This is a genomic window from Buttiauxella sp. BIGb0552, from assembly GCF_004366275.1.
Lineage (GTDB): Bacteria > Pseudomonadota > Gammaproteobacteria > Enterobacterales > Enterobacteriaceae > Buttiauxella > Buttiauxella gaviniae.
This window is the reverse complement of the sequence record NZ_SODY01000011.1, coordinates 1-23,327: the sequence shown is the minus strand read 5'-3', so window position 1 is coordinate 23,327 and position 23,327 is coordinate 1. Positions and strand designations below refer to the sequence as shown.

Annotated in this window: 21 protein-coding genes; 17 read left to right on the top strand and 4 right to left on the bottom strand. The window is 51.2% G+C overall.

From position 1 onward, the window contains the following. Positions 1-102: 102 nt before the first annotated feature. Positions 103-2,364 carry a 5-methyltetrahydropteroyltriglutamate--homocysteine S-methyltransferase gene (metE, locus tag EDF88_RS23660; protein ID WP_134187752.1) on the top strand — a complete coding sequence of 754 codons (2,262 nt, stop codon included), beginning with the start codon at positions 103-105 and terminating at the stop codon, positions 2,362-2,364. A gap of 43 nt (positions 2,365-2,407) precedes the next feature. Here metE and EDF88_RS23655 read toward each other — a convergent pair whose 3' ends face one another. Next, complete coding sequence (locus EDF88_RS23655; RefSeq protein WP_134187750.1) at positions 2,408-3,235, bottom strand: dienelactone hydrolase family protein; 828 nt, start codon at positions 3,233-3,235, stop codon at positions 2,408-2,410. Between the two features lie 254 nt (positions 3,236-3,489). On the opposite strand from EDF88_RS23655, the gene udp reads away from it, so the two are divergent. The 10 genes from udp (at position 3,490) to hemB (ending at position 12,587) form a co-directional block, all read left to right on the top strand. Next, positions 3,490-4,251 carry a uridine phosphorylase gene (gene udp / locus EDF88_RS23650; RefSeq protein WP_034492150.1) on the top strand — a complete coding sequence of 254 codons (762 nt, stop codon included), beginning with the start codon at positions 3,490-3,492 and terminating at the stop codon, positions 4,249-4,251. A 134-nt stretch (positions 4,252-4,385) separates the two neighbouring features. Beyond that, the gene (rmuC, locus tag EDF88_RS23645; protein ID WP_134187748.1) at positions 4,386-5,792 is read left to right on the top strand and encodes a DNA recombination protein RmuC; all 1,407 of its coding nucleotides are present in this window, start codon (positions 4,386-4,388) and stop codon (positions 5,790-5,792) included. Positions 5,793-5,966: 174 nt separating this feature from the next. Then, positions 5,967-6,722 (top strand): bifunctional demethylmenaquinone methyltransferase/2-methoxy-6-polyprenyl-1,4-benzoquinol methylase UbiE, encoded by a 756-nt coding sequence (ubiE, locus tag EDF88_RS23640; RefSeq protein ID WP_034492146.1) that lies wholly within the window; start codon positions 5,967-5,969, stop codon positions 6,720-6,722. A 13-nt stretch (positions 6,723-6,735) separates the two neighbouring features. Beyond that, entirely contained in the window at positions 6,736-7,341 is a 606-nt protein-coding gene (locus EDF88_RS23635) for an SCP2 domain-containing protein (protein ID WP_064515232.1), read from the top strand. Then, positions 7,338-8,978 carry a ubiquinone biosynthesis regulatory protein kinase UbiB gene (ubiB, locus tag EDF88_RS23630; protein ID WP_134187746.1) on the top strand — a complete coding sequence of 547 codons (1,641 nt, stop codon included), beginning with the start codon at positions 7,338-7,340 and terminating at the stop codon, positions 8,976-8,978. The genes EDF88_RS23635 and ubiB overlap by 4 nt, the downstream gene beginning before the upstream one ends. Before the next feature lie 139 nt (positions 8,979-9,117). Further along, a complete protein-coding gene (tatA, locus tag EDF88_RS23625; RefSeq protein WP_134187744.1) occupies positions 9,118-9,378 on the top strand; it encodes a Sec-independent protein translocase subunit TatA in 261 nt (86 codons plus the stop codon). Positions 9,379-9,381: 3 nt separating this feature from the next. Continuing rightward, complete coding sequence (tatB, locus tag EDF88_RS23620) at positions 9,382-9,933, top strand: Sec-independent protein translocase protein TatB (RefSeq protein WP_134187742.1); 552 nt, start codon at positions 9,382-9,384, stop codon at positions 9,931-9,933. Between the two features lie 2 nt (positions 9,934-9,935). After that, positions 9,936-10,727, top strand: coding sequence for a Sec-independent protein translocase subunit TatC (gene tatC, locus EDF88_RS23615; RefSeq protein WP_064515238.1), 792 nt, complete (start codon positions 9,936-9,938; stop codon positions 10,725-10,727). A 42-nt stretch (positions 10,728-10,769) separates the two neighbouring features. Next, a complete protein-coding gene (gene tatD / locus EDF88_RS23610) occupies positions 10,770-11,549 on the top strand; it encodes a 3'-5' ssDNA/RNA exonuclease TatD (protein ID WP_064515239.1) in 780 nt (259 codons plus the stop codon). Between the two features lie 15 nt (positions 11,550-11,564). After that, on the top strand, positions 11,565-12,587 hold the full coding sequence (gene hemB / locus EDF88_RS23605; protein WP_134187740.1) for a porphobilinogen synthase: 1,023 nt from the start codon (positions 11,565-11,567) through the stop codon (positions 12,585-12,587). Between the two features lie 41 nt (positions 12,588-12,628). Here hemB and rfaH read toward each other — a convergent pair whose 3' ends face one another. Further along, positions 12,629-13,117, bottom strand: a complete 489-nt coding sequence (rfaH, locus tag EDF88_RS23600) for a transcription/translation regulatory transformer protein RfaH (protein ID WP_064515243.1) — start codon at positions 13,115-13,117, stop codon at positions 12,629-12,631. 175 nt (positions 13,118-13,292) lie between these two features. Between rfaH and ubiD the strand changes: the two genes are divergently transcribed. Both ubiD and fre read left to right on the top strand, forming a co-directional pair. Continuing rightward, on the top strand, positions 13,293-14,786 hold the full coding sequence (gene ubiD, locus EDF88_RS23595; protein ID WP_166672020.1) for a 4-hydroxy-3-polyprenylbenzoate decarboxylase: 1,494 nt from the start codon (positions 13,293-13,295) through the stop codon (positions 14,784-14,786). Between the two features lie 47 nt (positions 14,787-14,833). Next, positions 14,834-15,535 carry an NAD(P)H-flavin reductase gene (gene fre / locus EDF88_RS23590; RefSeq protein ID WP_064515247.1) on the top strand — a complete coding sequence of 234 codons (702 nt, stop codon included), beginning with the start codon at positions 14,834-14,836 and terminating at the stop codon, positions 15,533-15,535. 110 nt (positions 15,536-15,645) lie between these two features. Here fre and fadA read toward each other — a convergent pair whose 3' ends face one another. Further along, entirely contained in the window at positions 15,646-16,809 is a 1,164-nt protein-coding gene (gene fadA, locus EDF88_RS23585) for an acetyl-CoA C-acyltransferase FadA (protein WP_064515249.1), read from the bottom strand. A gap of 9 nt (positions 16,810-16,818) precedes the next feature. Further along, positions 16,819-19,008, bottom strand: coding sequence for a fatty acid oxidation complex subunit alpha FadB (gene fadB / locus EDF88_RS23580; RefSeq protein WP_134187736.1), 2,190 nt, complete (start codon positions 19,006-19,008; stop codon positions 16,819-16,821). 194 nt (positions 19,009-19,202) lie between these two features. Here fadB and pepQ point away from each other — a divergent pair, with 194 nt between their 5' ends. From pepQ to hemG, 4 genes are read left to right on the top strand one after another with little or no spacing between them, the layout of a single operon-like run. Next, entirely contained in the window at positions 19,203-20,534 is a 1,332-nt protein-coding gene (gene pepQ, locus EDF88_RS23570; RefSeq protein ID WP_134187734.1) for a Xaa-Pro dipeptidase, read from the top strand. After that, entirely contained in the window at positions 20,534-21,148 is a 615-nt protein-coding gene (locus tag EDF88_RS23565; RefSeq protein WP_134187732.1) for an IMPACT family protein, read from the top strand. Before pepQ ends, EDF88_RS23565 begins: the two co-directional genes overlap by 1 nt. A gap of 41 nt (positions 21,149-21,189) precedes the next feature. After that, entirely contained in the window at positions 21,190-22,641 is a 1,452-nt protein-coding gene (trkH, locus tag EDF88_RS23560) for a Trk system potassium transporter TrkH (RefSeq protein ID WP_064515256.1), read from the top strand. A 12-nt stretch (positions 22,642-22,653) separates the two neighbouring features. Beyond that, entirely contained in the window at positions 22,654-23,187 is a 534-nt protein-coding gene (gene hemG, locus EDF88_RS23555) for a menaquinone-dependent protoporphyrinogen IX dehydrogenase (protein ID WP_064561657.1), read from the top strand. Positions 23,188-23,327: the final 140 nt, after the last annotated feature.

Genomic DNA, 23,327 nt, shown 5'->3' with positions numbered 1-23,327 from the left:
ATGAGCAAATTGCGCTTGAGGAATATACAGTACCTGTTGATTATAGATGTGTAAACATCTGGACGGCTAAATGCGTCGAATAATGAATATTGAGGAAAGAACATGACGATAAAAAATCACACCCTCGGCTTCCCTCGTGTCGGCCTACGTCGCGAACTGAAAAAAGCACAAGAAAGTTACTGGGCGGGCAGCTCCACCCAGGAAGAATTACTGGCGGTAGGCCGCGAACTGCGTGCCCGCCACTGGGACCAACAAAAAGAAGCTGGCGTGGAACTGCTGCCAGTGGGCGATTTCGCCTGGTACGATCACGTTCTGACCACCAGCTTGCTGCTTGGCAATGTGCCGGCTCGTCATCAGAACGCGGACGACAGCGTCGATATCGACACCTTATTCCGCCTGGGCCGTGGCCGGGCACCCACTGGTGAGCCCGCCGCAGCCGCTGAAATGACCAAATGGTTCAACACTAATTACCACTACATGGTGCCGGAGTTCACTAAAGGCCAGCAGTTCAAACTGACCTGGACACAGCTGTTGGATGAAGTAGATGAAGCACTGGCGCTTGGCCACAACGTGAAACCTGTACTGCTTGGGCCAGTGACTTACCTGTGGCTTGGCAAAGTGAAAGGCGAGCCGTTTGACCGCCTGAGCCTGCTGCAAGATATTCTGCCGGTTTACCAGCAGGTGCTGGCGGAACTGGCAAAGCGTGGCATCGAGTGGGTGCAGATCGACGAGCCTGCTCTGGTGCTGGAGTTACCGCAAGAATGGCTCGATGCGTTCAAACCGGCTTACGACGCGCTGGCTGGTAACGTTAAACTGTTGCTGACCACTTATTTTGAAGGCGTGACGCCAAACCTGAACACCATTACGGCGCTGCCGGTTCAGGGTCTGCACGTCGACTTCGTCCATGGTAAAGACGATATCAACGCGCTGCATCAGCAACTGCCCGCCAACTGGCTGTTATCGGCCGGTGTGATTAATGGTCGTAACGTCTGGCGTGCTGATCTGAGCGAAAAATATCAACAATTGCAGGCGATCGTCGGTAAACGTGATCTGTGGGTCGCTTCTTCCTGTTCTCTGCTGCACAGCCCAATCGACCTGAGCGTTGAAACACGTCTTGATGCTGAAGTGAAGAGTTGGTTTGCCTTCGCGCTGCAAAAATGTGCCGAACTGTCTTTGCTGACCGAAGCCCTGAACAGCGGCAATACTGAAAAACTGGTTGAATGGAGTGCGCCAATTCAGGCTCGCCGCCATTCACAGCGTGTCCATAATGCGGCCGTTGGCAAACGTCTGGCGACCATTACGGCGCAAGACAGCCAACGCCAGAATGACTATACCGTTCGTGCCGTGGCACAGCGCCAGCGCTTCAATCTCCCGGCCTGGCCGACGACGACTATCGGTTCATTCCCGCAAACGACGGAAATTCGTGGCCTGCGCCTGGAGTTTAAAAAAGGTAACCTGGATGCGAATAACTATCGCACCGGTATCGCCGAACATATCAAACAAGCCGTTGCTGAACAGGAACGCCTGGGGCTGGATGTACTGGTGCATGGGGAAGCCGAACGTAACGACATGGTGGAATACTTCGGTGAGCACCTCGACGGTTTCGTGTTTACTCAGAACGGCTGGGTGCAGAGTTACGGTTCTCGCTGCGTGAAGCCACCGGTTGTCATCGGTGATATCAGCCGCCCGGAAGCCATTACTGTGGAATGGGCATCGTTCGCGCAATCCCTGACTGACAAACCGGTAAAAGGCATGCTGACTGGCCCGGTGACAATTCTGTGCTGGTCATTCCCGCGCGAAGATGTGAGCCGTGAAACCATCGCCAAACAAATCGCCCTTGCGCTGCGTGACGAAGTGGCGGATCTCGAAGCGGCAGGCATCGGCATCATTCAGATCGACGAACCCGCACTGCGCGAAGGTTTACCGCTGCGCCGTTCCGACTGGCAGGCGTATCTGGAGTGGGGCGTGGAAGCCTTCCGCCTGAATGCCGCCGTGGTGCGTGATGACACACAAATCCACACGCACATGTGTTACTGCGAGTTCAACGACATCATGGACTCCATTGCCGCGCTGGATGCAGATGTGATAACCATTGAAACCTCGCGTTCCGATATGGACCTGCTGGAGTCATTTAAAGAGTTCGAATACCCGAATGAAATTGGGCCGGGCGTATATGACATTCACTCACCGAACGTACCGAGCGTGGAATGGATTGAAGCATTGCTGAAGAAAGCGGCGGAAAGTGTTCCGGCAGAGCGCTTGTGGGTCAACCCGGACTGCGGCCTGAAAACCCGTGGCTGGCCGGAGACTCGCCAGGCACTGGCGAATATGGTGAAGGCTGCGCAGAATTTGCGTAAGGCTTAATAAAGTAAGAAGTGGGGGAATCTTTCCCCCTTAATTAACTGCATTACTTCTTCGCACTAAAGCGTGCAAACCACGCCAGCATCCGCACCCAGCCATCTTTTGCCGATTCTTCATGATAGCTCGGGCGGTAGTCCGCATTAAAAGCATGGCCCGCTTCCGGGTAGATGATAATTTCTGCGTTAGCATTTGCTGCACGTAACGCGTGGCGCATGGTTTCCACGGTATCCTGTGGAATTCCCGTATCTTGCCCGCCATAAAGCCCAAGCACGGGCGCGTTCAAATTGATTGCGACGTCGACCGGGTGGTGTGGTGAATTCAGCGATTTTTCCCCAACCAATTTGCCATACCAGGCCACAGCTGCTTTTAGTTGCGGATTATGAGCGGCATATAGCCATGCAATGCGTCCACCCCAGCAAAAACCAGTGACCATCAGGCGATGGGCATCACCACCGTTTCTGGCCGCCCAGTTTGCAACATGGTCCAGGTCGGCAAGAACCTGCGCGTCGGGGACTTTGGACACCAGACCGCTGAACAGGGTCGGGATATCTGCATAATCATTCGGATCGCCCTGACGGAAATAGAGCTCTGGCGCGATGGCGAGATAGCCTTCGAGCGCCAGGCGGCGACAAACATCACGAATGTGTTCATGCACACCGAAAATTTCCTGCACCACGATGACAATCGGCAGTGGGCCTTCCGCCCCTTTTGGTCTGGCATGGAACGCAGGCATGTTTTCGCCCTGCGTGGGAATAGATGTCTCTCCCGAGAGAATCTCTTCATCGGAGGTATGCAATACTGTTGAAGCAAGTGGAGCTGCCGCTGGCGCAAAATGCCCGCCCGGCGATTTATCTACTGTATTTTCTTCTTTCATTGGCATTCTCCTTACCAGAATTAGCGCAGTGCGATAACTATAGCTTTTCCCCGTCATTCTTCGAGCCGCAGCGCTGTTCGCTATGTCTGAGAAAAGAATCGTCAGGAAATTTAATGTGATGCTCGTCACTAATAAGATTGAAAATAATGTAACTTGTTTCATTCAAAGTGAAATGCGTCACGAAATTCTTTGCCGGGGTTCTGTACAGTACCTCTAAGCAATGCAAGCCAACCTATTAAACAGAGGAGTCTGTTATGTCCAAGTCTGATGTTTTTCACCTCGGCCTCACTAAAAGCGACCTGCAGGGGGCAACACTTGCCATCGTCCCGGGCGACCCTGAGCGAGTTGAAAAAATCGCTGTACTGATGGACAAGCCGGTCAAATTGGCTGCCCACCGTGAATTTACTACCTGGCGTGCTGAGTTAGACGGCAAGCCAGTTATCGTCTGCTCTACCGGTATCGGTGGCCCGTCTACTTCTATCGCTGTGGAAGAACTGGCGCAGTTGGGTATTCGTACTTTCTTGCGTATCGGTACGACCGGTGCGATTCAGCCACATATCAATGTCGGTGATGTTCTGGTGACGACGGCGTCTGTGCGCCTTGATGGTGCCAGCCTGCACTTTGCACCAATGGAATTCCCAGCGGTTGCTGATTTTGCCTGTACCACCGCGCTGGTTGAAGCCGCGAAATCTATTGGCGCGACCACGCACATTGGCGTGACGGCTTCTTCCGATACCTTCTATCCAGGCCAGGAGCGTTACGACACCTTCTCCGGTCGTGTAGTGAATCGCTATAAAGGCTCTATGGAAGAGTGGCAGCAGATGGGCGTGATGAACTACGAGATGGAATCAGCAACACTTCTGACCATGTGTGCAAGCCAGGGCCTGCGTGCGGGTATGGTTGCGGGTGTGATTGTGAACCGTACTCAGCAAGAGATCCCGAACGCTGAGACCATGAAGAAAACGGAAAGCCATGCGGTGAAAATCGTCGTGGAAGCAGCTCGTCGCCTGATCTAGTCCCCCAAAGCCGGTGCAAGCCGGCTTAATTTTTACGCTTTGCGTAACGTCTCGCAGTAAACTCCTTTTCATCTGGACATTTATACAGCACAATTTTATTTTGCTGGTGTTTGGCATGGCTTGTTGGAGTGACTGTGGATATTTCTATTTTATTCGGGCTCGGTATTGCGCTGGTTGGGGTGCTGACTGGTTGGTTGCTGGCAAGTTTGCGGGCGGCCGGGAGGCAATCCGCACTGTATGAAGAACAGCGAGAAATCTACGGCGAACTCACTGCCGCCCGGCAGGAATTGCAGCAAAACCAGCACTGGAAAGAGGAATGCGAGCAACTCAACCGTGAATTGCGCACGCAGTTAGAAATCAACAGTGCGCAGGAAGCGGACATCCGCGAGCTTTCCACATTGCTTGAACAAACCCGTCTTAACGCTGACGATAAACATCGCCAGATGCTTAATAGTGAACAGCGTCTCAGCGAACAATTTGAAAACCTTGCCAACCGAATCTTTGAACAAAGCGGCCGAAAAGTTGAAGAACAAAACCGTCAAAGTTTGAATGGGTTGCTGTCGCCATTGCGCGAACAACTGGATGGCTTCCGCCGCCAGGTGCAAGAAAGCTTTGGTCAGGAGGCTCGCGAACGGCACACGCTGACGCATGAGATCCGCAACCTTCAGCAGCTAAATGCTCAGATGGCACAAGAGGCGCTAAACCTCACTAAAGCCCTGAAAGGGGACAACAAAACCCAGGGTAACTGGGGCGAGGTCGTATTGACTCGCGTCCTTGAAGCATCCGGTTTACGCGAAGGTTATGAATACGAAACTCAGGTGAATATCCAGCTCGAAAATAACAGTCGTATGCAGCCCGATGTCATCGTGCGTTTGCCGCAAGGCAAAGATGTGGTTATTGATGCCAAGATGACGCTGGTGGCCTATGAACGTTATTACAATGGCGACGACGAGTTAACGCGAGAAAGTGCGCTCAACGAACATATTGCAGCGATGCGTAACCACATTCGTATGCTGGGCCGCAAAGATTATCAGCAATTACCGGGTTTGCGTTCGCTGGATTATGTTTTGATGTTTATCCCCGTCGAACCCGCATTTTTACTGGCGATTGACCGCCAGCCTGAACTCATCAGCGAAGCCCTGAAAAATAACATCATGCTGGTTAGCCCAACCACCTTGCTGGTGGCGTTAAGAACCGTTGCCAATTTGTGGCGTTATGAGCATCAAAGCCGGAATGCGCAACAAATTGCCGAACGTGCCAGTCGGCTATATGACAAAATGCGCCTCTTTGTGGATGACATGTCGGCGATCGGCCAGAGCCTCGATAAAGCGCAGGACAACTACCGGCAGGCGATGAAAAAACTCTCTTCCGGGCGCGGCAATATTCTCATCCAGGCAGATGCATTTCGTGGTCTGGGCGTTGAGGTTAAACGTGAGATTAATCCTGATTTAGTCGAACAGGCCAGACTTGAAGAAGGCGATAATATCGAGCGCCATGAGCATGAAAACGACGAAGAGAAGAATATGGAAAACAGTTTGTAGCAAGAATAACTCGAGTTGCAGGTAGGCGGCAAAGGAACAAATCCCCAGGAGCTTACTAAAGTAAGTGACTGGGGTTTGTGAGTGCAGCCAACACCCCTGCAGCTTGAAGCATAGGGCTTTAGGGCTCATTCTGTTACACTTCACGAACATTTTTTTGGATAAGCAGGCATTGAGATGGTTGAAGAATCCCAGGAAACAACACACTTTGGCTTTCGCACTGTAGCGAAGGAACAGAAGGCCGATATGGTCGCTAATGTGTTCCACTCTGTGGCCGCAAAATACGACGTAATGAATGACTTAATGTCATTTGGCATCCATCGTATATGGAAGCGTTTCACCATTGATTGCAGTGGTGTTCGTCGTGGTCAGCGCGTACTGGACTTAGCAGGCGGAACCGGTGATTTAACCGCTAAGTTCTCTCGTCTGGTAGGTGAAACAGGCGAAGTGGTTCTGGCTGATATCAATGACTCAATGCTGAAAATGGGGCGCGAAAAACTGCGCAACATCGGTGTGGTTGGCAACGTGAACTATGTTCAGGCTAACGCTGAAGCCCTGCCATTCCCGGATAACTTTTTTGATTGCATCACCATCTCTTTCGGTCTGCGTAATGTTACAGACAAAGAGAAAGCGCTGCGTTCAATGTATCGCGTATTAAAACCAGGTGGCCGCTTGTTGGTTCTGGAATTCTCTAAACCGATTATTGAACCACTGAGCAAAGCTTACGATGCGTACTCGTTCCACATTTTGCCGCGTATCGGTGAAATTGTTGCGCAGGATGCGGAAAGCTACCGCTATCTGGCTGAGTCTATTCGCATGCATCCTGATCAAGAAACATTGAAAGCGATGATGGAAGATGCGGGCTTTGAAAATACCACCTATTTCAACCTGACCGCTGGCGTAGTTGCTCTGCACCGTGGCTATAAATTCTGACAGGGAACTCGTGATGCCTTTTACACCGCTAATGACTGCCGGAATTGAAAATATCCTCAATACTTTTCTCTGGCGCGATCGGGGACTGAAAGCGGCACGTCAGCGCTTAGTGGGTAAGGTGTTACGCGTTGAGCTCAAAGAGTTCTCTTCGCCAATTGTTCTGGTCTTTAGCGAACAGCAAATTGATGTACTGGGCCAGTGGGAAGATGAAGCTGATTGCATGGTGCTAACCGGGCTTGGCACCTTGCCTAAACTACGTGACAGGCAGCAGCTTACTGCGCTGATTCGCAGTGGTGAATTAGAGGTTCAAGGCGATCTTCAGGTTGTCCAGAATTGGGTTTCTCTGATGGATCTTGCCGAGTTCGATCCTGCAGAATTATTAGCACCTTATATCGGTGATATTGCCGCCGAAGGTATCAGTAAAGTTATCCGTGGTGGCGGTAAGTTATTCAAGAAAGGATTTACTCGTAACCAGCAATACCTGTCAGAAGCCATTACGGAAGAGTGGAAGATGGCACCGGGATCGCTTGAGGTTGCATGGTTTGCTGAGGAAACGGCAGCAGTCGAACGAAATGTTGACGCACTCATCGCGCGACTGAACAAACTGGAGAACAAATGACGCCTGGAGAAATTCGTCGCCTCTATTTCATTGTCCGCACTTTTCTTAGTTATGGTCTGGATGAACTTATTCCTCGTGTCCGCATTACGCTGCCATTACGTATTTGGCGGCGTACGCTTTTCTGGATGCCAAACCGCCATAAAGAAAAGCCTCTGGGTGAGCGTTTGCGTCTGGCTTTACAAGAGCTTGGCCCGGTATGGATCAAGTTTGGGCAGATGCTTTCTACACGTCGTGACTTGTTCCCGCCGCAAATTGCCGATCAACTGGCGATGTTGCAGGACCGCGTTGCACCATTTGACGGGGCGCTGGCAAAAAAACAAATCGAACAAGCGATGGGAGGGCTTCCTGTAGAAGCCTGGTTTGACGATTTTGAAATCAAGCCGCTTGCGTCAGCTTCCATTGCCCAGGTACATACCGCTCGCCTGAAAGAAAATGGGCGAGAAGTGGTTATCAAAGTCATTCGCCCGGACATTTTGCCAATCATCAAAGCGGATATGAAACTCATCTATCGTCTCGCGCGATGGGTACCACGTCTGATGCCTGATGGTCGCCGTTTGCGCCCGCTTGAAGTTGTGCGCGAATATGAGAAGACCTTAATTGATGAGCTAAATCTGCTGCGCGAATCGGCAAACGCCATTCAGTTACGCCGCAATTTTGAAGGTAGCTCGATGCTGTATGTGCCGGAAGTGTTCTCTGACTATTGCAGCCAGGACATGATGGTGATGGAGCGTATTTACGGTATTCCCGTTTCTGATATTGCGATGCTGCATAAACAGGGCACCAACATGAAACTGTTGGCAGAGCGTGGCGTGCAGGTCTTCTTCACTCAGGTTTTCCGCGACAGCTTCTTCCATGCCGATATGCACCCAGGCAATATTTTCGTCAGCTATGAGCACCCTGAAGACCCGCAATACATTGGTATCGACTGCGGCATTGTGGGTTCGCTCAATAAAGAAGATAAACGCTATCTGGCTGAGAACTTTATCGCCTTCTTTAACCGAGATTACCGCAAAGTTGCTGAATTGCATGTGGATTCAGGCTGGGTGCCACCAGACACGAATGTTGAAGACTTCGAGTTTGCCATTCGTACCGTTTGCGAGCCAATCTTTGAAAAGCCATTAGCGGAAATTTCCTTTGGCCATGTGCTGCTGAACCTGTTCAATACGGCACGTCGCTTTAATATGGAAGTGCAGCCGCAGCTTGTTTTATTGCAAAAGACGCTACTTTACGTTGAAGGGCTTGGTAGGCAGCTTTATCCGCAACTTGATTTGTGGAAAACCGCCAAACCTTTCCTGGAAGATTGGATCAAAGATCAGGTGGGTATTCCTGCGCTTATTCGTTCTTTCAAAGAAAAAGCGCCGTTCTGGATTGAAAAAATGCCAGAACTGCCGGAACTGATGTACGACAGTTTGCGCCAGGGTAAACAATTGCAACACAGCGTTGATAAAATAACGCGTGATTTGCAACGCAACCAGGTGCGCCAGGCGCAATCGCGCTATCTGTTTGGTATTGGCGCTACGCTGATGCTAAGTGGGACTTTATTGTTGATTAACAAACCAGAATGGGAATTTATGCCCGCCTGGTTGATGGCCGGGGGGGTTGTGACCTGGTTGATTGGCTGGCGGCGCTCAGCCTGAGTTGTTTTTAATCGTTTTTAGCGGACAACGTGCGGTACAATACAGACCGTTATCTGTACCCAATAGATTTCAGGATGCATGAACATCTGCAACTTGAAAGAGGTTGGGTATATTCATCACTGTGATTTGAGGCAACATTATGGGTGGTATCAGTATTTGGCAATTGTTGATCATTGCCGTTATCGTCGTTCTGCTGTTTGGTACCAAGAAACTGGGTTCTATCGGTTCTGATTTGGGCGCATCCATCAAAGGCTTTAAAAAAGCGATGGGTGACGATGAAGATAAAGAGAAAGATAAATCCGTTCAGGATGCTGATTTCACGGCGAAAACACTCGCTGATAAGCAACCTGGCGAAGTGAAGAAAGAAGAAGCTAAGAGCAACGATAAAGAGCAGGTGTAAACCGTGTTCGATATTGGTTTCAGTGAGTTGCTACTGGTATTCGTGATTGGCCTGATTGTTCTCGGGCCACAACGTTTGCCTGTGGCAGTTAAAACGGTTGTCGGTTGGGTTCGTGCTTTGCGCTCGCTCGCGGCAACTGTGCAAAATGAACTGGTTCAGGAACTGAAAATCCAGGAGCTGCAGGACAGCCTCAAGAAGGTTGAAAAAGCGAGCATGGATAATCTCACTCCAGAGCTTAAGGCATCAATGGATGAGCTGCGTCAGGCTGCAGAGTCAATGAAACGCTCGTACACTCAGGAACCTGAAAAAGGGAGTGATGAGGCTCATACCATCCATAACCCATTGATAAAAGATGCCGAAGATAGCCACGACGGCGTGACTCCAGCCACTGCTGCACACCAAGCCAGTGCGCCCGATCAGGCTCCAGCCGTTGAGCCTGAGACAGTTCCTGCACCTGCGGCAGTTTCTGACGAGTTGATCCAGCCTCAGATTAAACCCGTGGCAGAACCAGTCAAAATACCAGCGTCTTCTCAACCTTCGAGTGATAAACAGTAAACATGGCCGTAGAAGATACCCAACCGCTTATCAGCCATCTGATAGAGCTGCGCAAGCGACTGTTAAATAGCATTATCGCTGTGCTGGTGATTTTCCTGGCACTGGTTTACTTTGCCAACGACATTTACCAAATCGTCTCCGCACCGCTAATCAGTAAGATGCCGGTAGGCTCAACGATGATTGCTACCGATGTCGCATCACCATTTTTTGCGCCAATTAAGCTGACGATTTATGTCTCAGTATTCCTGTCAGCGCCGGTCATTCTTTATCAAATCTGGGCGTTTATTGCGCCTGCGCTTTATAAACATGAGCGCAAACTGGTTATGCCGCTGCTGTTCTCCAGCACAATGCTTTTTTATATCGGCATCGCTTTTGCCTATTTCGTGGTGTTCCCTTTAGCGTTTGGTTTCCTGACGAAAACCGCGCCAATAGGGGTCGTGATGTCTACAGACATAACGAAATACCTCGATTTTGTCATGGCCTTGTTTATGGCATTTGGCGTGGCCTTTGAAGTCCCCGTAGCCATTATTCTTCTGTGCTGGATGGGCGTAACTACCCCTGAAGCGCTAAAGAAAAAGCGCCCATATATTCTGGTTGGTGCATTTGTTGTCGGCATGTTGTTGACTCCGCCGGATGTATTCTCGCAAACACTGCTGGCGATACCGATGTACTGCCTGTTTGAAGTCGGCGTGTTCTTCTCCCGTTTCTATGTCGGTAAAGGGCGTAGAAGAGGCGAGGAAGACCCGGAAGATGCTCCAGAAGCAGAAGACCAACACTCTAATAAAGAGTCATAATTTCAGGCCGCCCATCAGGGCGGTCGTCGTTTGGAAGGCCCTATGTTTGATATCGGTGTAAATCTTACCAGCTCACAGTTTGCGAAAGACCATGCAGAAGTTGTTGCTCGCGCGCATTCAGTGGGCGTCAATGGCATGTTACTGACAGGCACGAATCTGCATGAAAGCGAGCAAGCTTTGTTACTGGCGCAACAGTATCAAGGGTGCTGGTCTACGGCTGGCGTTCACCCTCATGATGCCAGCCAGTGGCAAGACGAAACAGCAGAGGCTATTCGCAAACTTGCTGGTGCTTCTGAAGTGGTCGCAATCGGCGAGTGCGGCCTGGATTTCAACCGTAATTTCTCAACACCAGCAGAACAAGAGCGTGCTTTTACCGCACAACTGGCCCTTGCGGCTGACCTGATGATGCCGGTATTTTTACACTGCCGTGAGGCTCATGAACGCTTTATTGCTCTGCTCGACCCCTGGCTCGATAAGTTGCCAGGTGTGGTGCTGCATTGCTTTACCGGTACAGAAAATGAAGCGCGTGAGTGTCTGGCTCGTGGGATTTTTATTGGCGTAACCGGTTGGGTATGCGATGAGCGGCGTGGCCTTGAATTACGTGAGTTGCTACCGGTAATTCCGTCGCATCAACTGCTGCTGGAAACCGATGCCCCCTATTTGTTACCGCGGGATCTAAAACCAAAACCTGCTTCCCGTCGGAACGAACCCTGCTACTTGCCGCATATCCTGAACAAGGTGGCTGAATGGCGTGGAGAAGATCCCGCCTGGCTTGCGCAAGTAACAGATGAAAATGCCCGCCGTCTTTTCCGGTTGGCTTAAATCAGGAGAAAGTAAATGAGCTATGCATTTCCCGGTACGTTTCCTGGCCGCCGTATGCGCCGCGTCCGTCGTCACGATTTCAGCCGCCGTCTTGTGGCGGAGAATCAACTAACGGTTAACGACCTTATCTATCCTGTGTTTGTGATGGAAGGTCAGAACCGTCAGGAAGAAGTGTCGTCGATGCCGGGTGTTTACCGCATGACTATCGACTTGCTACTCAAAGAAGCGGAAGCCGTTGCAAAGCTGGGTGTGCCGGTGCTATCCCTGTTCCCGGTTATCGAGAGCGCAGGAAAATCATTGCATGCTGAAGAAGCTTATAACCCGAATGGTCTGGTCCAGCGTGCAGTTCGTGCACTGAAAGATGCCGTACCGGAACTGGGTCTGCTGACCGACGTGGCGCTTGATCCATACACCACTCACGGTCAGGACGGCGTGATTGATGCAGACGGTTACGTTATCAACGACATTACGCGTGAAATCCTGGTGCGTCAGGCGCTGTCTCATGCAGAAGCCGGGGCTGAAATCATCGCGCCAAGCGACATGATGGATGGCCGTATCGGGGCGATTCGCGACCAGCTTGAGCTTGATGGTTTCGTGAATACCCAGATTATGTCTTATGCCGCGAAATACGCCTCTTGCTATTACGGCCCGTTCCGTGACGCAATTGGTTCATCCGGCAACCTGAAGGGCGGAAATAAAAAGACCTATCAGATGGACCCGGCCAATAGCGACGAAGCATTGCAGGAAGTCGCTCAGGATCTGCAAGAAGGTGCTGATATGGTGATGGTGAAACCAGGTATGCCTTATCTGGATGTCGTGCGCCGTGTGAAAGATACCTTTGGCGTGCCGACTTTTGCCTACCAGGTTTCTGGTGAATATGCGATGCATATGGCGGCTATCCAGAATGGATGGCTGGCAGAAAAACCTGCCGTCATGGAGTCGTTACTGTGCTTTAAACGCGCGGGTGCTGATGGTGTGCTGACGTACTTCTCGAAGCGTGTTGCGCAGTGGCTGCATGACGAACAAATGCAGCGCTAGAGGCAACATCAAAATGAAAGGCCAGCAATCGCTGGCCTTTTTTACGTCTTTTTGAAATCGGTGTTTCTCACACTTTGCATCACTTGTTTATTCAACAAGTTGAGCAGCAGCATAGAGCGGGCTTCTCCGTCCGGTTCGCTAAAAATCGCCTCCAGACCTTCGAATGCCCCTTCGGTTATCACCACGCGATCGCCTTCGTACGGCGTATCCGGGTCAAGAACGTTCTCTGGAGTGTGACTGATGAGCTGCTCAATCACATCACTCGGTACAGTAGCCGGCAGGCTGCCGAAACGCACGAAATGGCTGACGCCGCGCGTGGAGTTTATGGTTGTGGTATGAATATTTTCAGGGTCAAACCGGACAAACATATAGTTTGGGAACAATGGTTCATCGACCGCAGTGCGTTTGCCTCGAACGATCTTTTCAATTTTGATCATCGGGGTAAGGCAATTCACTTCCTGACGCTCGAGATGCTCTTGCGCCCGTAGTAATTGACCTCGTTTGCAGTACAACAAATACCAGGATTCCATAGTGTCTCTTTTCCTCATTAACTGAGGAAGAATAGCAAAAGGCCGTTATCAGGGATAGACGGCTCAGGTATAACCAATCACTGATTGGTCATCAGATAAGCATTTACGCGTTATTAACAAAAATACAGCATGCTGTGCATGAAGCCCGTATAATGACCGCCAAATCCTGACTACGATTAATTGCATGAAATACCACGACCTACGCGACTTTCTGGAACTACTCGAACAACGCGGTGAGCTAAAGCGTATCGCAATGTCAGTCGATCCGTACCTGGAAATGACTGAAATTGCCGATCGTACTTTGCGCGCCAATGGCCCTGCGCTGCTATTTGAGAACCCTAAAGGGTACGACATGCCAGTGCTGTGCAACCTGTTTGGCACGCCAAAACGTGTCGCGATGGGGATGGGGCAGGAAGATGTGTCGGCGCTGCGCGAAGTGGGTAAGTTACTGGCCTTCCTGAAAGAGCCGGAGCCACCGAAAGGTTTCCGCGACTTGTTCGATAAGCTGCCACAGTTTAAACAAGTCCTGAATATGCCGACTAAGCGACTGCGTAATGCCCCTTGTCAGGAGCAAATCTTTGAAGGGAATGAAGTCGATTTATCCCGCATCCCTATCATGCAATGCTGGCCGGAAGATGCTGCACCGCTGATTACCTGGGGTTTGACGGTAACGCGTGGGCCGCATAAAGAGCGCCAGAATCTGGGTATTTATCGCCAGCAGCTGATTGGTAAAAACAAACTGATCATGCGTTGGCTGTCGCACCGTGGCGGCGCGCTGGATTTCCAGGAGTGGTGTGCAGAACATCCGGGCGAACGTTTCCCGGTTTCAGTTGCTTTAGGCGCTGACCCTGCCACTATTCTTGGCGCGGTAACGCCGGTGCCTGATACGCTTTCCGAGTATGCGTTTGCTGGTTTGCTGCGCGGCACAAAAACCGAAGTCGTGAAGTGTATTTCCAACGATCTCGAAGTGCCTGCCACTGCGGAAATTGTGCTGGAAGGGTATATCGAGCCAGGCGAAATGGCACCGGAAGGGCCATATGGTGACCACACCGGCTACTACAATGAAGTCGATAACTTCCCGGTATTTACCGTTACTCATATTACCCAGCGGCAGAATGCGATTTATCACTCAACTTATACCGGACGTCCACCGGATGAACCTGCGGTTCTGGGTGTGGCACTTAACGAAGTGTTTGTGCCGATTTTGCAGAAACAATTCCCGGAAATTGTCGATTTTTATCTGCCGCCGGAAGGCTGCTCTTATCGCCTTGCGGTTGTCACCATCAAGAAGCAATACGCTGGCCACGCGAAGCGCGTGATGATGGGAGTCTGGTCTTTCCTGCGACAGTTTATGTACACCAAGTTTGTCATCGTTTGTGATGATGATGTCAACGCGCGTGACTGGAACGATGTAATTTGGGCCATCACCACGCGTATGGACCCGGCGCGTGATACCGTACTGGTAGAAAACACGCCAATTGATTACCTGGATTTTGCCTCGCCGGTTTCCGGTCTTGGTTCAAAAATGGGACTGGATGCCACCAATAAATGGCCTGGGGAAACCCAACGTGAATGGGGTCGTCCTATTAAGAAAGATGCAGAAGTATGTGCGCGTATCGATGCAATCTGGGATGAGCTGGCTATTTTCGACGACAGTAAAAACGCCTGAGTGGCGGATTTTACGGTTTTGCATTATTGACCCGACAGAGGGGAAGCATGACAACCTTAAGCTGTAAAGTGACCTCGGTAGAAGCGATAACCGACACGGTATATCGCGTTCGATTACTGCCGGAAGCGAAGTTCTCCTTTCAGGCCGGGCAGTATTTGATGGTGGTGATGGATGAGCGCGACAAACGCCCGTTCTCCATGGCATCCACACCGAGCGAGCATGAATTTATCGAGCTGCACATTGGTGCATCAGAGATTAATCTTTACGCCATGGCCGTGATGGACCGCATTCTGAAAGAAAAAGAGATCGTTGTTGATATTCCTCATGGCGATGCCTGGTTGCGCGATGATGAAGATCGTCCGCTGATTCTGATTGCAGGCGGTACTGGCTTCTCATATGTGCGTTCAATTTTGCTGACCGCGCTGGCGCGTAATCCACAACGTGAAATCGCGATTTACTGGGGCGGCCGTGAGGATAAACATCTTTATGATCTGTCTGAGCTGGAAGCGCTGTCCGTGGTTCACCCAAATCTGCGTGTTGAAGCGGTTGTTGAACAACCTGAAGCAGGTTGGCGTGGGCGTACTGGCACTGTGCTGACTGCGGTGATGCAGGATTACGGAACGCTTGCCGGGCACGATATCTATATCGCCGGGCGTTTTGAGATGGCGAAAATTGCCCGCGACTTGTTCTGCAATGAACGTAGTGCGCAGGTTGATCGTATGTTTGGTGATGCGTTCTCGTTTATCTGAGAATCAGTCTACTGACAGACAGGCCACCGCATAGTCGGTGGCTTTTGTTTGTGGGCGACAGAAATAAAAAACCCGCCCCTGACAGGCGGGAATAACAACAATTAAAGCAACTAAACTCGTTCAATAACAGTGGCAATACCCTGACCTAATCCGATGCACATGGTGGCGAGGCCAAACTGCGCATCGCGACGTTCCATCAGGTTTAACAGCGTGGTGCTAATGCGTGTACCGGAGCAACCCAGCGGGTGGCCCAATGCAATCGCCCCGCCGTTCAGGTTAATCTTCTCGTCGATCTTATCCATCAGACCCAGATCTTTAATACATGGCAGGATCTGTGCAGCAAACGCTTCGTTCATCTCAAACAGGTCGATATCGGCGGCAGTCAGGCCCGCTTTTTTTAACGCCAGTTGTGATGCTGGAACCGGGCCGTAACCCATAATTGATGGGTCGCAGCCAACGACCGCCATAGAGCGAACATAAGCGCGGATCTTCAGGCCAAGCTCTTTGGCGCGTGATTCGCTCATCAGCAACATGGCTGATGCGCCATCGGAAAGAGCAGAAGAGCTGCCCGCCGTGACGGTTCCGTTGACCGGGTCAAATGCGGGTTTCAGGGCTGCCAGACCTTCAACTGTGGTTTCCGGGCGAATCACTTCATCGTAATCAAAACGTTTGAGCACGCCGTCTGCGTCGTGGCCGCTGGTCGGCAGGATTTCATTTTTGAAATGGCCCGCTTCTGTCGCAGCCCATGCACGCTGGTGCGAGCGGGCAGCAAACTGGTCCTGCATCTCACGACTGATGCCGTGCATACGTGACAACATCTCGGCGGTTAAACCCATCATGCCTGCCGCTTTAGCCACGTTACGACTCAAACCTGGATGGAAATCCACACCGTGGCTCATCGGCACATGTCCCATATGTTCCACGCCGCCAATCAGACAAGCATGCGCATCACCGGTTTGAATCATACGAGCTGCATCATGCAGCGCTTGCATCGAAGAACCACACAGGCGGTTCACGGTAACTGCCGGGACCGAATGTGGGATTTCTGCCAGCAATGACGCGTTACGCGCAATATTGAAACCTTGCTCCAGCGTCTGCTGCACGCAGCCCCAGTAAATGTCATCCAGCGCGGCGGCTTCTAATGCCGGGTTGCGTGAGAGGATCCCACGCATCAAATGGGCTGATAAATCTTCTGCACGCAAATTGCGAAACGCACCGCCTTTTGAACGGCCCATCGGGGTGCGGATGGCATCAACAATTACAACCTTTTCCATGATCACTCCTCAGGCGCTTTTCAGGTCACTGGCTGGGCGCGCGGCCTCAACCGGTGGATAGTACGGCTCGTTACGGGACGCTTTTGCACGCAGACCATCTGGCACCTGGTAGAGCGGGCCAAGATGTTGGTACTGTTGCACCATATCGAGATATTTCGCACTGCCGACGGTATCTAACCAACGGAATGCACCGCCGTGGAATGGAGGGAATCCGAGGCCATAAACCAGCGCCATGTCGGCTTCTGCCGGGCTGGCGATAATGCCTTCTTCCAGGCAGCGCACCACTTCATTAACCATCGGGATCATCATGCGGGCAATGATTTCCTCGTCGCTGAAGTCGTGGCGTGGTTTGCTGACATCAGCCAGCAGCGCTTCGGTTGCTTCATCCTGCTCTTTGCGCGGTTTGCCTTTGCTGTCTTGTTTGTAGCGATAGAAACCCTGCTGGGTTTTCTGGCCATAACGGCCTGCGTCAAACATCGCATCAACGGCATCGCGATAATCTTTCTGCATACGCTGTGGGAAACCGGCAGCCATAACAGCCTGTGCGTGGTGCGCGGTATCAATACCCACCACATCCAGCAGGTATGCCGGGCCCATTGGCCAGCCGAACTGCTTTTCCATCACTTTGTCGATCTGGCGGAAATCGGCACCGTCGCGCATCAGCTGGCTAAAGCCTGCGAAGTACGGGAACAGCACTCGGTTGACGAAGAAGCCAGGGCAGTCGTTCACCACGATTGGCGTTTTGCCCATTTTGCTCGCCCAGGCCACCACTTTTGCAATGGTCTGCTCAGAGGTTTTCTCGCCGCGAATCACTTCCACTAACGGCATGCGGTGCACAGGGTTAAAGAAGTGCATGCCGCAGAAGTTTTCCGGGCGCTTCAGGCTGTTTGCCAGTTCACCAATCGGAATGGTGGAGGTGTTCGACGCCAGAACAGTATCCGCACGAACTTTGTCTTCCACTTCCGCAAGAACCGCTTTCTTCACTTTCGGGTTTTCTACCACTGCTTCAACAACTACATCGACACGCTCAAAACCAGCGTAATCCAGTGTTGGATGAATGGTGGCAATCACACCCGCCAGTTTCATGCCGTCAATTTTGCCGCGCTCCAGCTGTTTGTTCAGCAGCTTGCTGGCTTCGTTGATGCCTAGTTCCAGCGACTTCTCGTTAATATCCTTCATTAATACCGGTACGCCTTTCCAGGCAGACTGGTAAGCAATGCCGCCACCCATGATCCCGGCACCAAGAACGGCTGCCTGTTTCGGGGTTTCGGTATTTTTGGTCAGCTTTTTCGCCTGACCTTTTATGTATTGGTCGTTAAGGAAAATCCCGACCAGCGCACGGGCTTCATTGGAACGCGCCAACGGCACGAAACTTTGAGTCTCCAGTTTTAATGCTTCATCACGGCCCAGACGTGCCGCGGCTTCAATAGTTTTTACTGCCGTCATCGGGGCAGGGTAGTGTTTACCGGCAATCTGCATCACCATGCTCTTGGCAATGGTGAAACTCATGGTGGCTTCGATCTTGCTCAGCTTCAGCGGCTGCAGTTTAGGCGCGCGTTTGGCTTTCCAGTCCAGATCGCCATTGATAGCCTGACGCAGTATCGCCAGTGCGCCATCGCGCAGTTTTTCAGTTTTGACAACGCCATCAACTAAACCCAGTTTCTGCGCTTCAACCGCACCAACATCTTTGCCTGCGGTGATGATTTCCAGCGCGCTGTCAGCACCCAGTAAACGTGGCAGACGTACAGAACCACCGAAGCCTGGCATGATGCCCAGTTTGGTTTCTGGCAGGCCGATGCGGGTATCTGGCGTTGCCAGTCGGTAATCTGTTGCCAATACGCACTCACAACCGCCGCCAAGTGCGTAACCATTTACGGCAGAAATGGTTGGGACCGGGAGATCTTCCAGGCGGTTGAATACGCTGTTGGCAAATTGCAGCCAGCGGGTCAGTTGCTCCGCCGGAACCTGGAACAATGACAGGAATTCGGTAATGTCGGCACCCACGATAAACGCAGCTTTATTAGAACTGAGCAGCAAGCCTTTTAACTGCGGCTGCTTTTCCAGCACATCCAGCGCGTGGCCAAGGCTGGCTACGGTCGCGGTGTCGAGTTTGTTCACTGAGCCGGGTGCATCAAATACCAATTCTGCGATGCCATCTTCCAGCCAGTCGAGATGTAAGGTTTCACCTTGGTAGAGCATGTCAGTCTCCTGAATCCAGCAATGGGATCTGGTCGTACCAGATGGAGAGGAGTGTGGAATTTATGTTAATGAAATGCAAATAACTCTTTAAATATTTGCAAAGATGATCACAGCCGCTGGAAATAAGTTCGCAAACTTTACGGTGTGCTAAGATGCGTGGCGTTCAGTTTATGAAAAAAACAGAAGGGTAAATCATGGATTCACTGGCCTCACTTTATAAAGATCATGTGGCAACTTTGCAGGAACGTACCCGCAATGTTCTGGCGCGTTTTAATCTCGACGCGCTGTTGATTCACTCGGGCGAGCTAGTCAACGTCTTCCTCGATGATCATCCATATCCGTTCAAAGTTAACCCACAATTCAAAGCCTGGGTTCCGGTGACACAAGTGCCAAACTGTTGGCTGCTGGTGGATGGCGTTAACAAACCGAAACTTTGGTTCTACCTGCCGGTTGATTACTGGCACAACGTTGAGCCGCTGCCAGAATCCTTCTGGACTGACGAAATTGAAGTTATTGCTTTGCCAAAAGCAGATGGCATTGGCAGCCAGTTGCCTGCCGCGCGTGGCAATATCGGTTACATCGGCCCAGTACCAGAGCGTGCTGTGCAGCTTGAAATTCAGGGCGCTAACATCAACCCGAAAGGGGTGATTGATTATCTGCATTACCATCGTGCTTATAAAACTGATTATGAAATGGCATGTATGCGTGAAGCACAGAAAACGGCGGTGGTTGGCCATCAGGCGGCTCACGAAGCATTCTTGTCTGGAATGAGTGAGTTTGATATCAACCAGGCTTATCTGACCGCAACCGGGCATCGCGATACCGATGTGCCATACGGCAATATTGTGGCGCTCAACGAGCACGCGGCGGTGCTGCATTACACAAAACTTGATAACCGCGCACCTGCAGAAATGCGCAGCTTCCTGTTAGATGCGGGTGCGGAATACAACGGCTACGCTGCTGATTTGACGCGTACCTGGTCGGCAAAAAGTGATAACGATTATGCTCAACTGGTGAAAGATGTTAACGCCGAGCAACTCGCGTTAATTGACACCCTGAAAGCGGGCGTGCGTTACACCGATTACCATATTCAGTTCCATCAACGTATTGCGAAGCTGCTGAACCGCCATAAGCTAGTAACGGGCATTAGCGAAGAAGCAATGGTTGAAACTGGAATTACCGGGCCATTTATGCCGCATGGCCTTGGTCACCCGCTGGGCTTGCAGGTCCATGATGTGGCTGGCTTTATGCAAGATGATGCGGGGACTCACCTTGCCGCGCCGTCTCAATATCCCTACCTGCGCTGCACTCGTGTACTCGAGCCGCGTATGGTTCTGACTATTGAGCCGGGTATTTACTTTATTGAGTCTTTGCTCGCACCATGGCGCGAAGGGCAGTACAGCAAGCACTTTGATTGGCAGCGTATAGAAGCCATGAAACCTTTCGGCGGCGTTCGCATTGAAGACAATGTGATTGTTCATGAAAACAGTATTGAAAATATGACGCGCGATCTGAAACTGGCGTAATGGATAGTTGGCTGATCCCAGCTGGACCCGTTACGGTCAGTGAGGAAATCAAGAAAAGCCGCTTTATTACACTGGTCGCTCATACGGCTGGTGTAATAGAAGCAAAAGCGTTTCTTGAAAAAATACGCTCAGAACACCCGGATGCCCGGCATCATTGCTGGGCCTGGGTGGCTGGTGCGCCGGATGACTCGCAGCAACTTGGGTTTTCTGATGATGGCGAGCCAGCAGGAACTGCCGGTAAGCCAATGCTTGCCCAGCTGATGGGAAGCGGTGTTGGTGAAATTACCGCTGTAGTGGTGCGCTACTCTGGCGGCATAAAGCTCGGAACGGGCGGCCTGGTGAAGGCTTATGGCGGTGGCGTGCAGGCGGCGTTAAACCAATTGCCTACTGTCCTCAAAGTTCCGTTAACCGAATATACTTTGCAGTGTGACTACGCACAGCTTGCGGGAATCGAAACGTTGCTCAAGCAGTACGATGGCATTCTGGTGCAAAGTGATTTTCAGGCATCTGTATTATTACGTGTGGCATTGCCACAGGCAAAATTCGCTGACTTTTCAGTCAGACTTGCTGATTTTAGCCGCGGTGCATTGCATTTATTGCCGGCTGAACAATAATTCCCTCTCGTTATTTTTTGATAGTTAAGGAAGCGGCTGAAATGCATTTTCGCGCCATAACCCGAATCGTTGGTCTGCTAGTTATTCTTTTTTCCGTGACCATGATTATTCCAGGGTTGGTAGCTTTAATTTATCGCGATGGTGCTGGTCGAGCTTTCACCCAGACTTTCTTCGCAGCGTTACTCATTGGTTCTTTCCTGTGGTGGCCTAACCGGCGGCAAAAAAGTGAGCTCAAACCACGAGAAGGCTTTTTGATCGTCGTATTATTCTGGACGGTGCTGGGAAGTGTGGGGGCGTTGCCCTTTATCTTTGCAGAGCAGCCAAATCTAACGGTAACCGATGCTTTCTTTGAGTCGTTCTCAGGCTTAACCACGACCGGTGCGACAACGCTCGTCGGCCTGGATACGCTGCCTCATGCCATCTTGTTTTATCGGCAAATGCTGCAATGGTTTGGCGGCATGGGGATCATTGTGCTCGCCGTCGCTATTTTGCCTATTCTGGGCGTCGGCGGGATGCAGTTATATCGCGCTGAAATGCCGGGGCCGCTTAAAGATAACAAAATGCGCCCGCGTATTGCCGATACTGCAAAAACCCTATGGCTCATCTATGTCTTGTTAACCATTGCGTGTGCGCTGGCGCTTTGGTTTGCTGGCATGCCTGCGTTTGATGCAATAGGCCACAGCTTTGCGACTATAGCTATTGGCGGGTTTTCCACTCATGACGCCAGTATCGGCTATTTTGACAGCCCAACGATTAACACTATTATTGCCATCTTCTTACTGATCTCGGGTTGTAACTATGGCCTGCACTTCTCTTTATTAAGCGGGCGTAATCTAAAAGTCTATTGGCGTGACCCTGAGTTCCGCATGTTCATTGGCGTGCAACTGACGCTGGTGGCTATCTGCACCCTGGTACTGTGGTTCCATAATACTTACCAAACCGCTTTGCTAACGGTGAACCAGGCGTTCTTCCAGGTTGTTTCGATGGCGACGACTGCGGGCTTCACGACTGACAGTATCGCGCGCTGGCCTCTATTCTTACCTGTGCTATTACTGTGCTCTGCTTTTATAGGGGGTTGTGCGGGTTCAACGGGTGGCGGCCTGAAGGTCATTCGTATCCTGCTGCTGTTCAAGCAGGGCAACCGTGAGCTTAAACGCCTTGTGCACCCAAATGCGGTATATAGCATCAAGCTTGGGAACCGCGCACTACCGGAACGTATCCTTGAAGCGGTATGGGGATTCTTCTCTGCTTATGCACTGGTCTTTATCATCAGCATGCTCGCCATCATCGCCACTGGTGTGGATGACTTCTCGGCCTTTGCTTCAGTTGCGGCAACGCTGAATAACCTCGGCCCTGGCTTAGGTGTGGTGGCAGATAACTTTGCCAGCATGAATCCTGTAGCGAAATGGATATTGATAGCCAACATGCTGTTTGGCCGTCTTGAAGTGTTTACTTTACTTGTACTGTTTACGCCAACTTTCTGGCGAGAGTAACCGGAGCCTGTAGTGAGAACTTTGATTCTGTTTTCGACCCGTGATGGTCAAACTCGCGAGATTGCTTCTTATATAGCATCTGAGTTGAAAGAGTTGGGCATTGAGAGCGATGTGGTGAACTTGCATCGCAGTGGTGATATCGCCTGGGGCAATTACGAACGTGTCGTTATTGGCGCGTCTATTCGGTACGGGCATTTCCATTCATCAGTTGCGGCGTTTGTGAAGAAGCATCAGCAAGCGCTGAACAACATCCCAAGCGCTTTCTTTTCCGTAAACCTGGTTGCGCGCAAACCGGAGAAGCGTTCACCGCAAACCAACTCTTATACGCGCAAGTTCTTGCTAACCTCTCCGTGGCAGCCAAAACACTGTGCAGTGTTTGCGGGTGCGCTGCGTTACCCGCGTTATAGCTGGTACGATCGCGTTATGATTCGTTTGATTATGAAGATGACCGGCGGCGAAACAGATATTAGTAAAGAAGTTGTTTATACAGATTGGCCCCAGGTGGCGCGTTTTGCCCGCGAGATTGCTCGCTTAAACATCAAATAGTGTCCAAAATACCCATTTTGATGAAAAAAGATGCGCTCAGTCATTTATTTGCAATAAACACTTGTCAGCTTCCAGAAAATCCCTATACTGCGCCTCCACTGACACGGCACAACGGCTTACAAACCGGCTTGTCAGCCAGA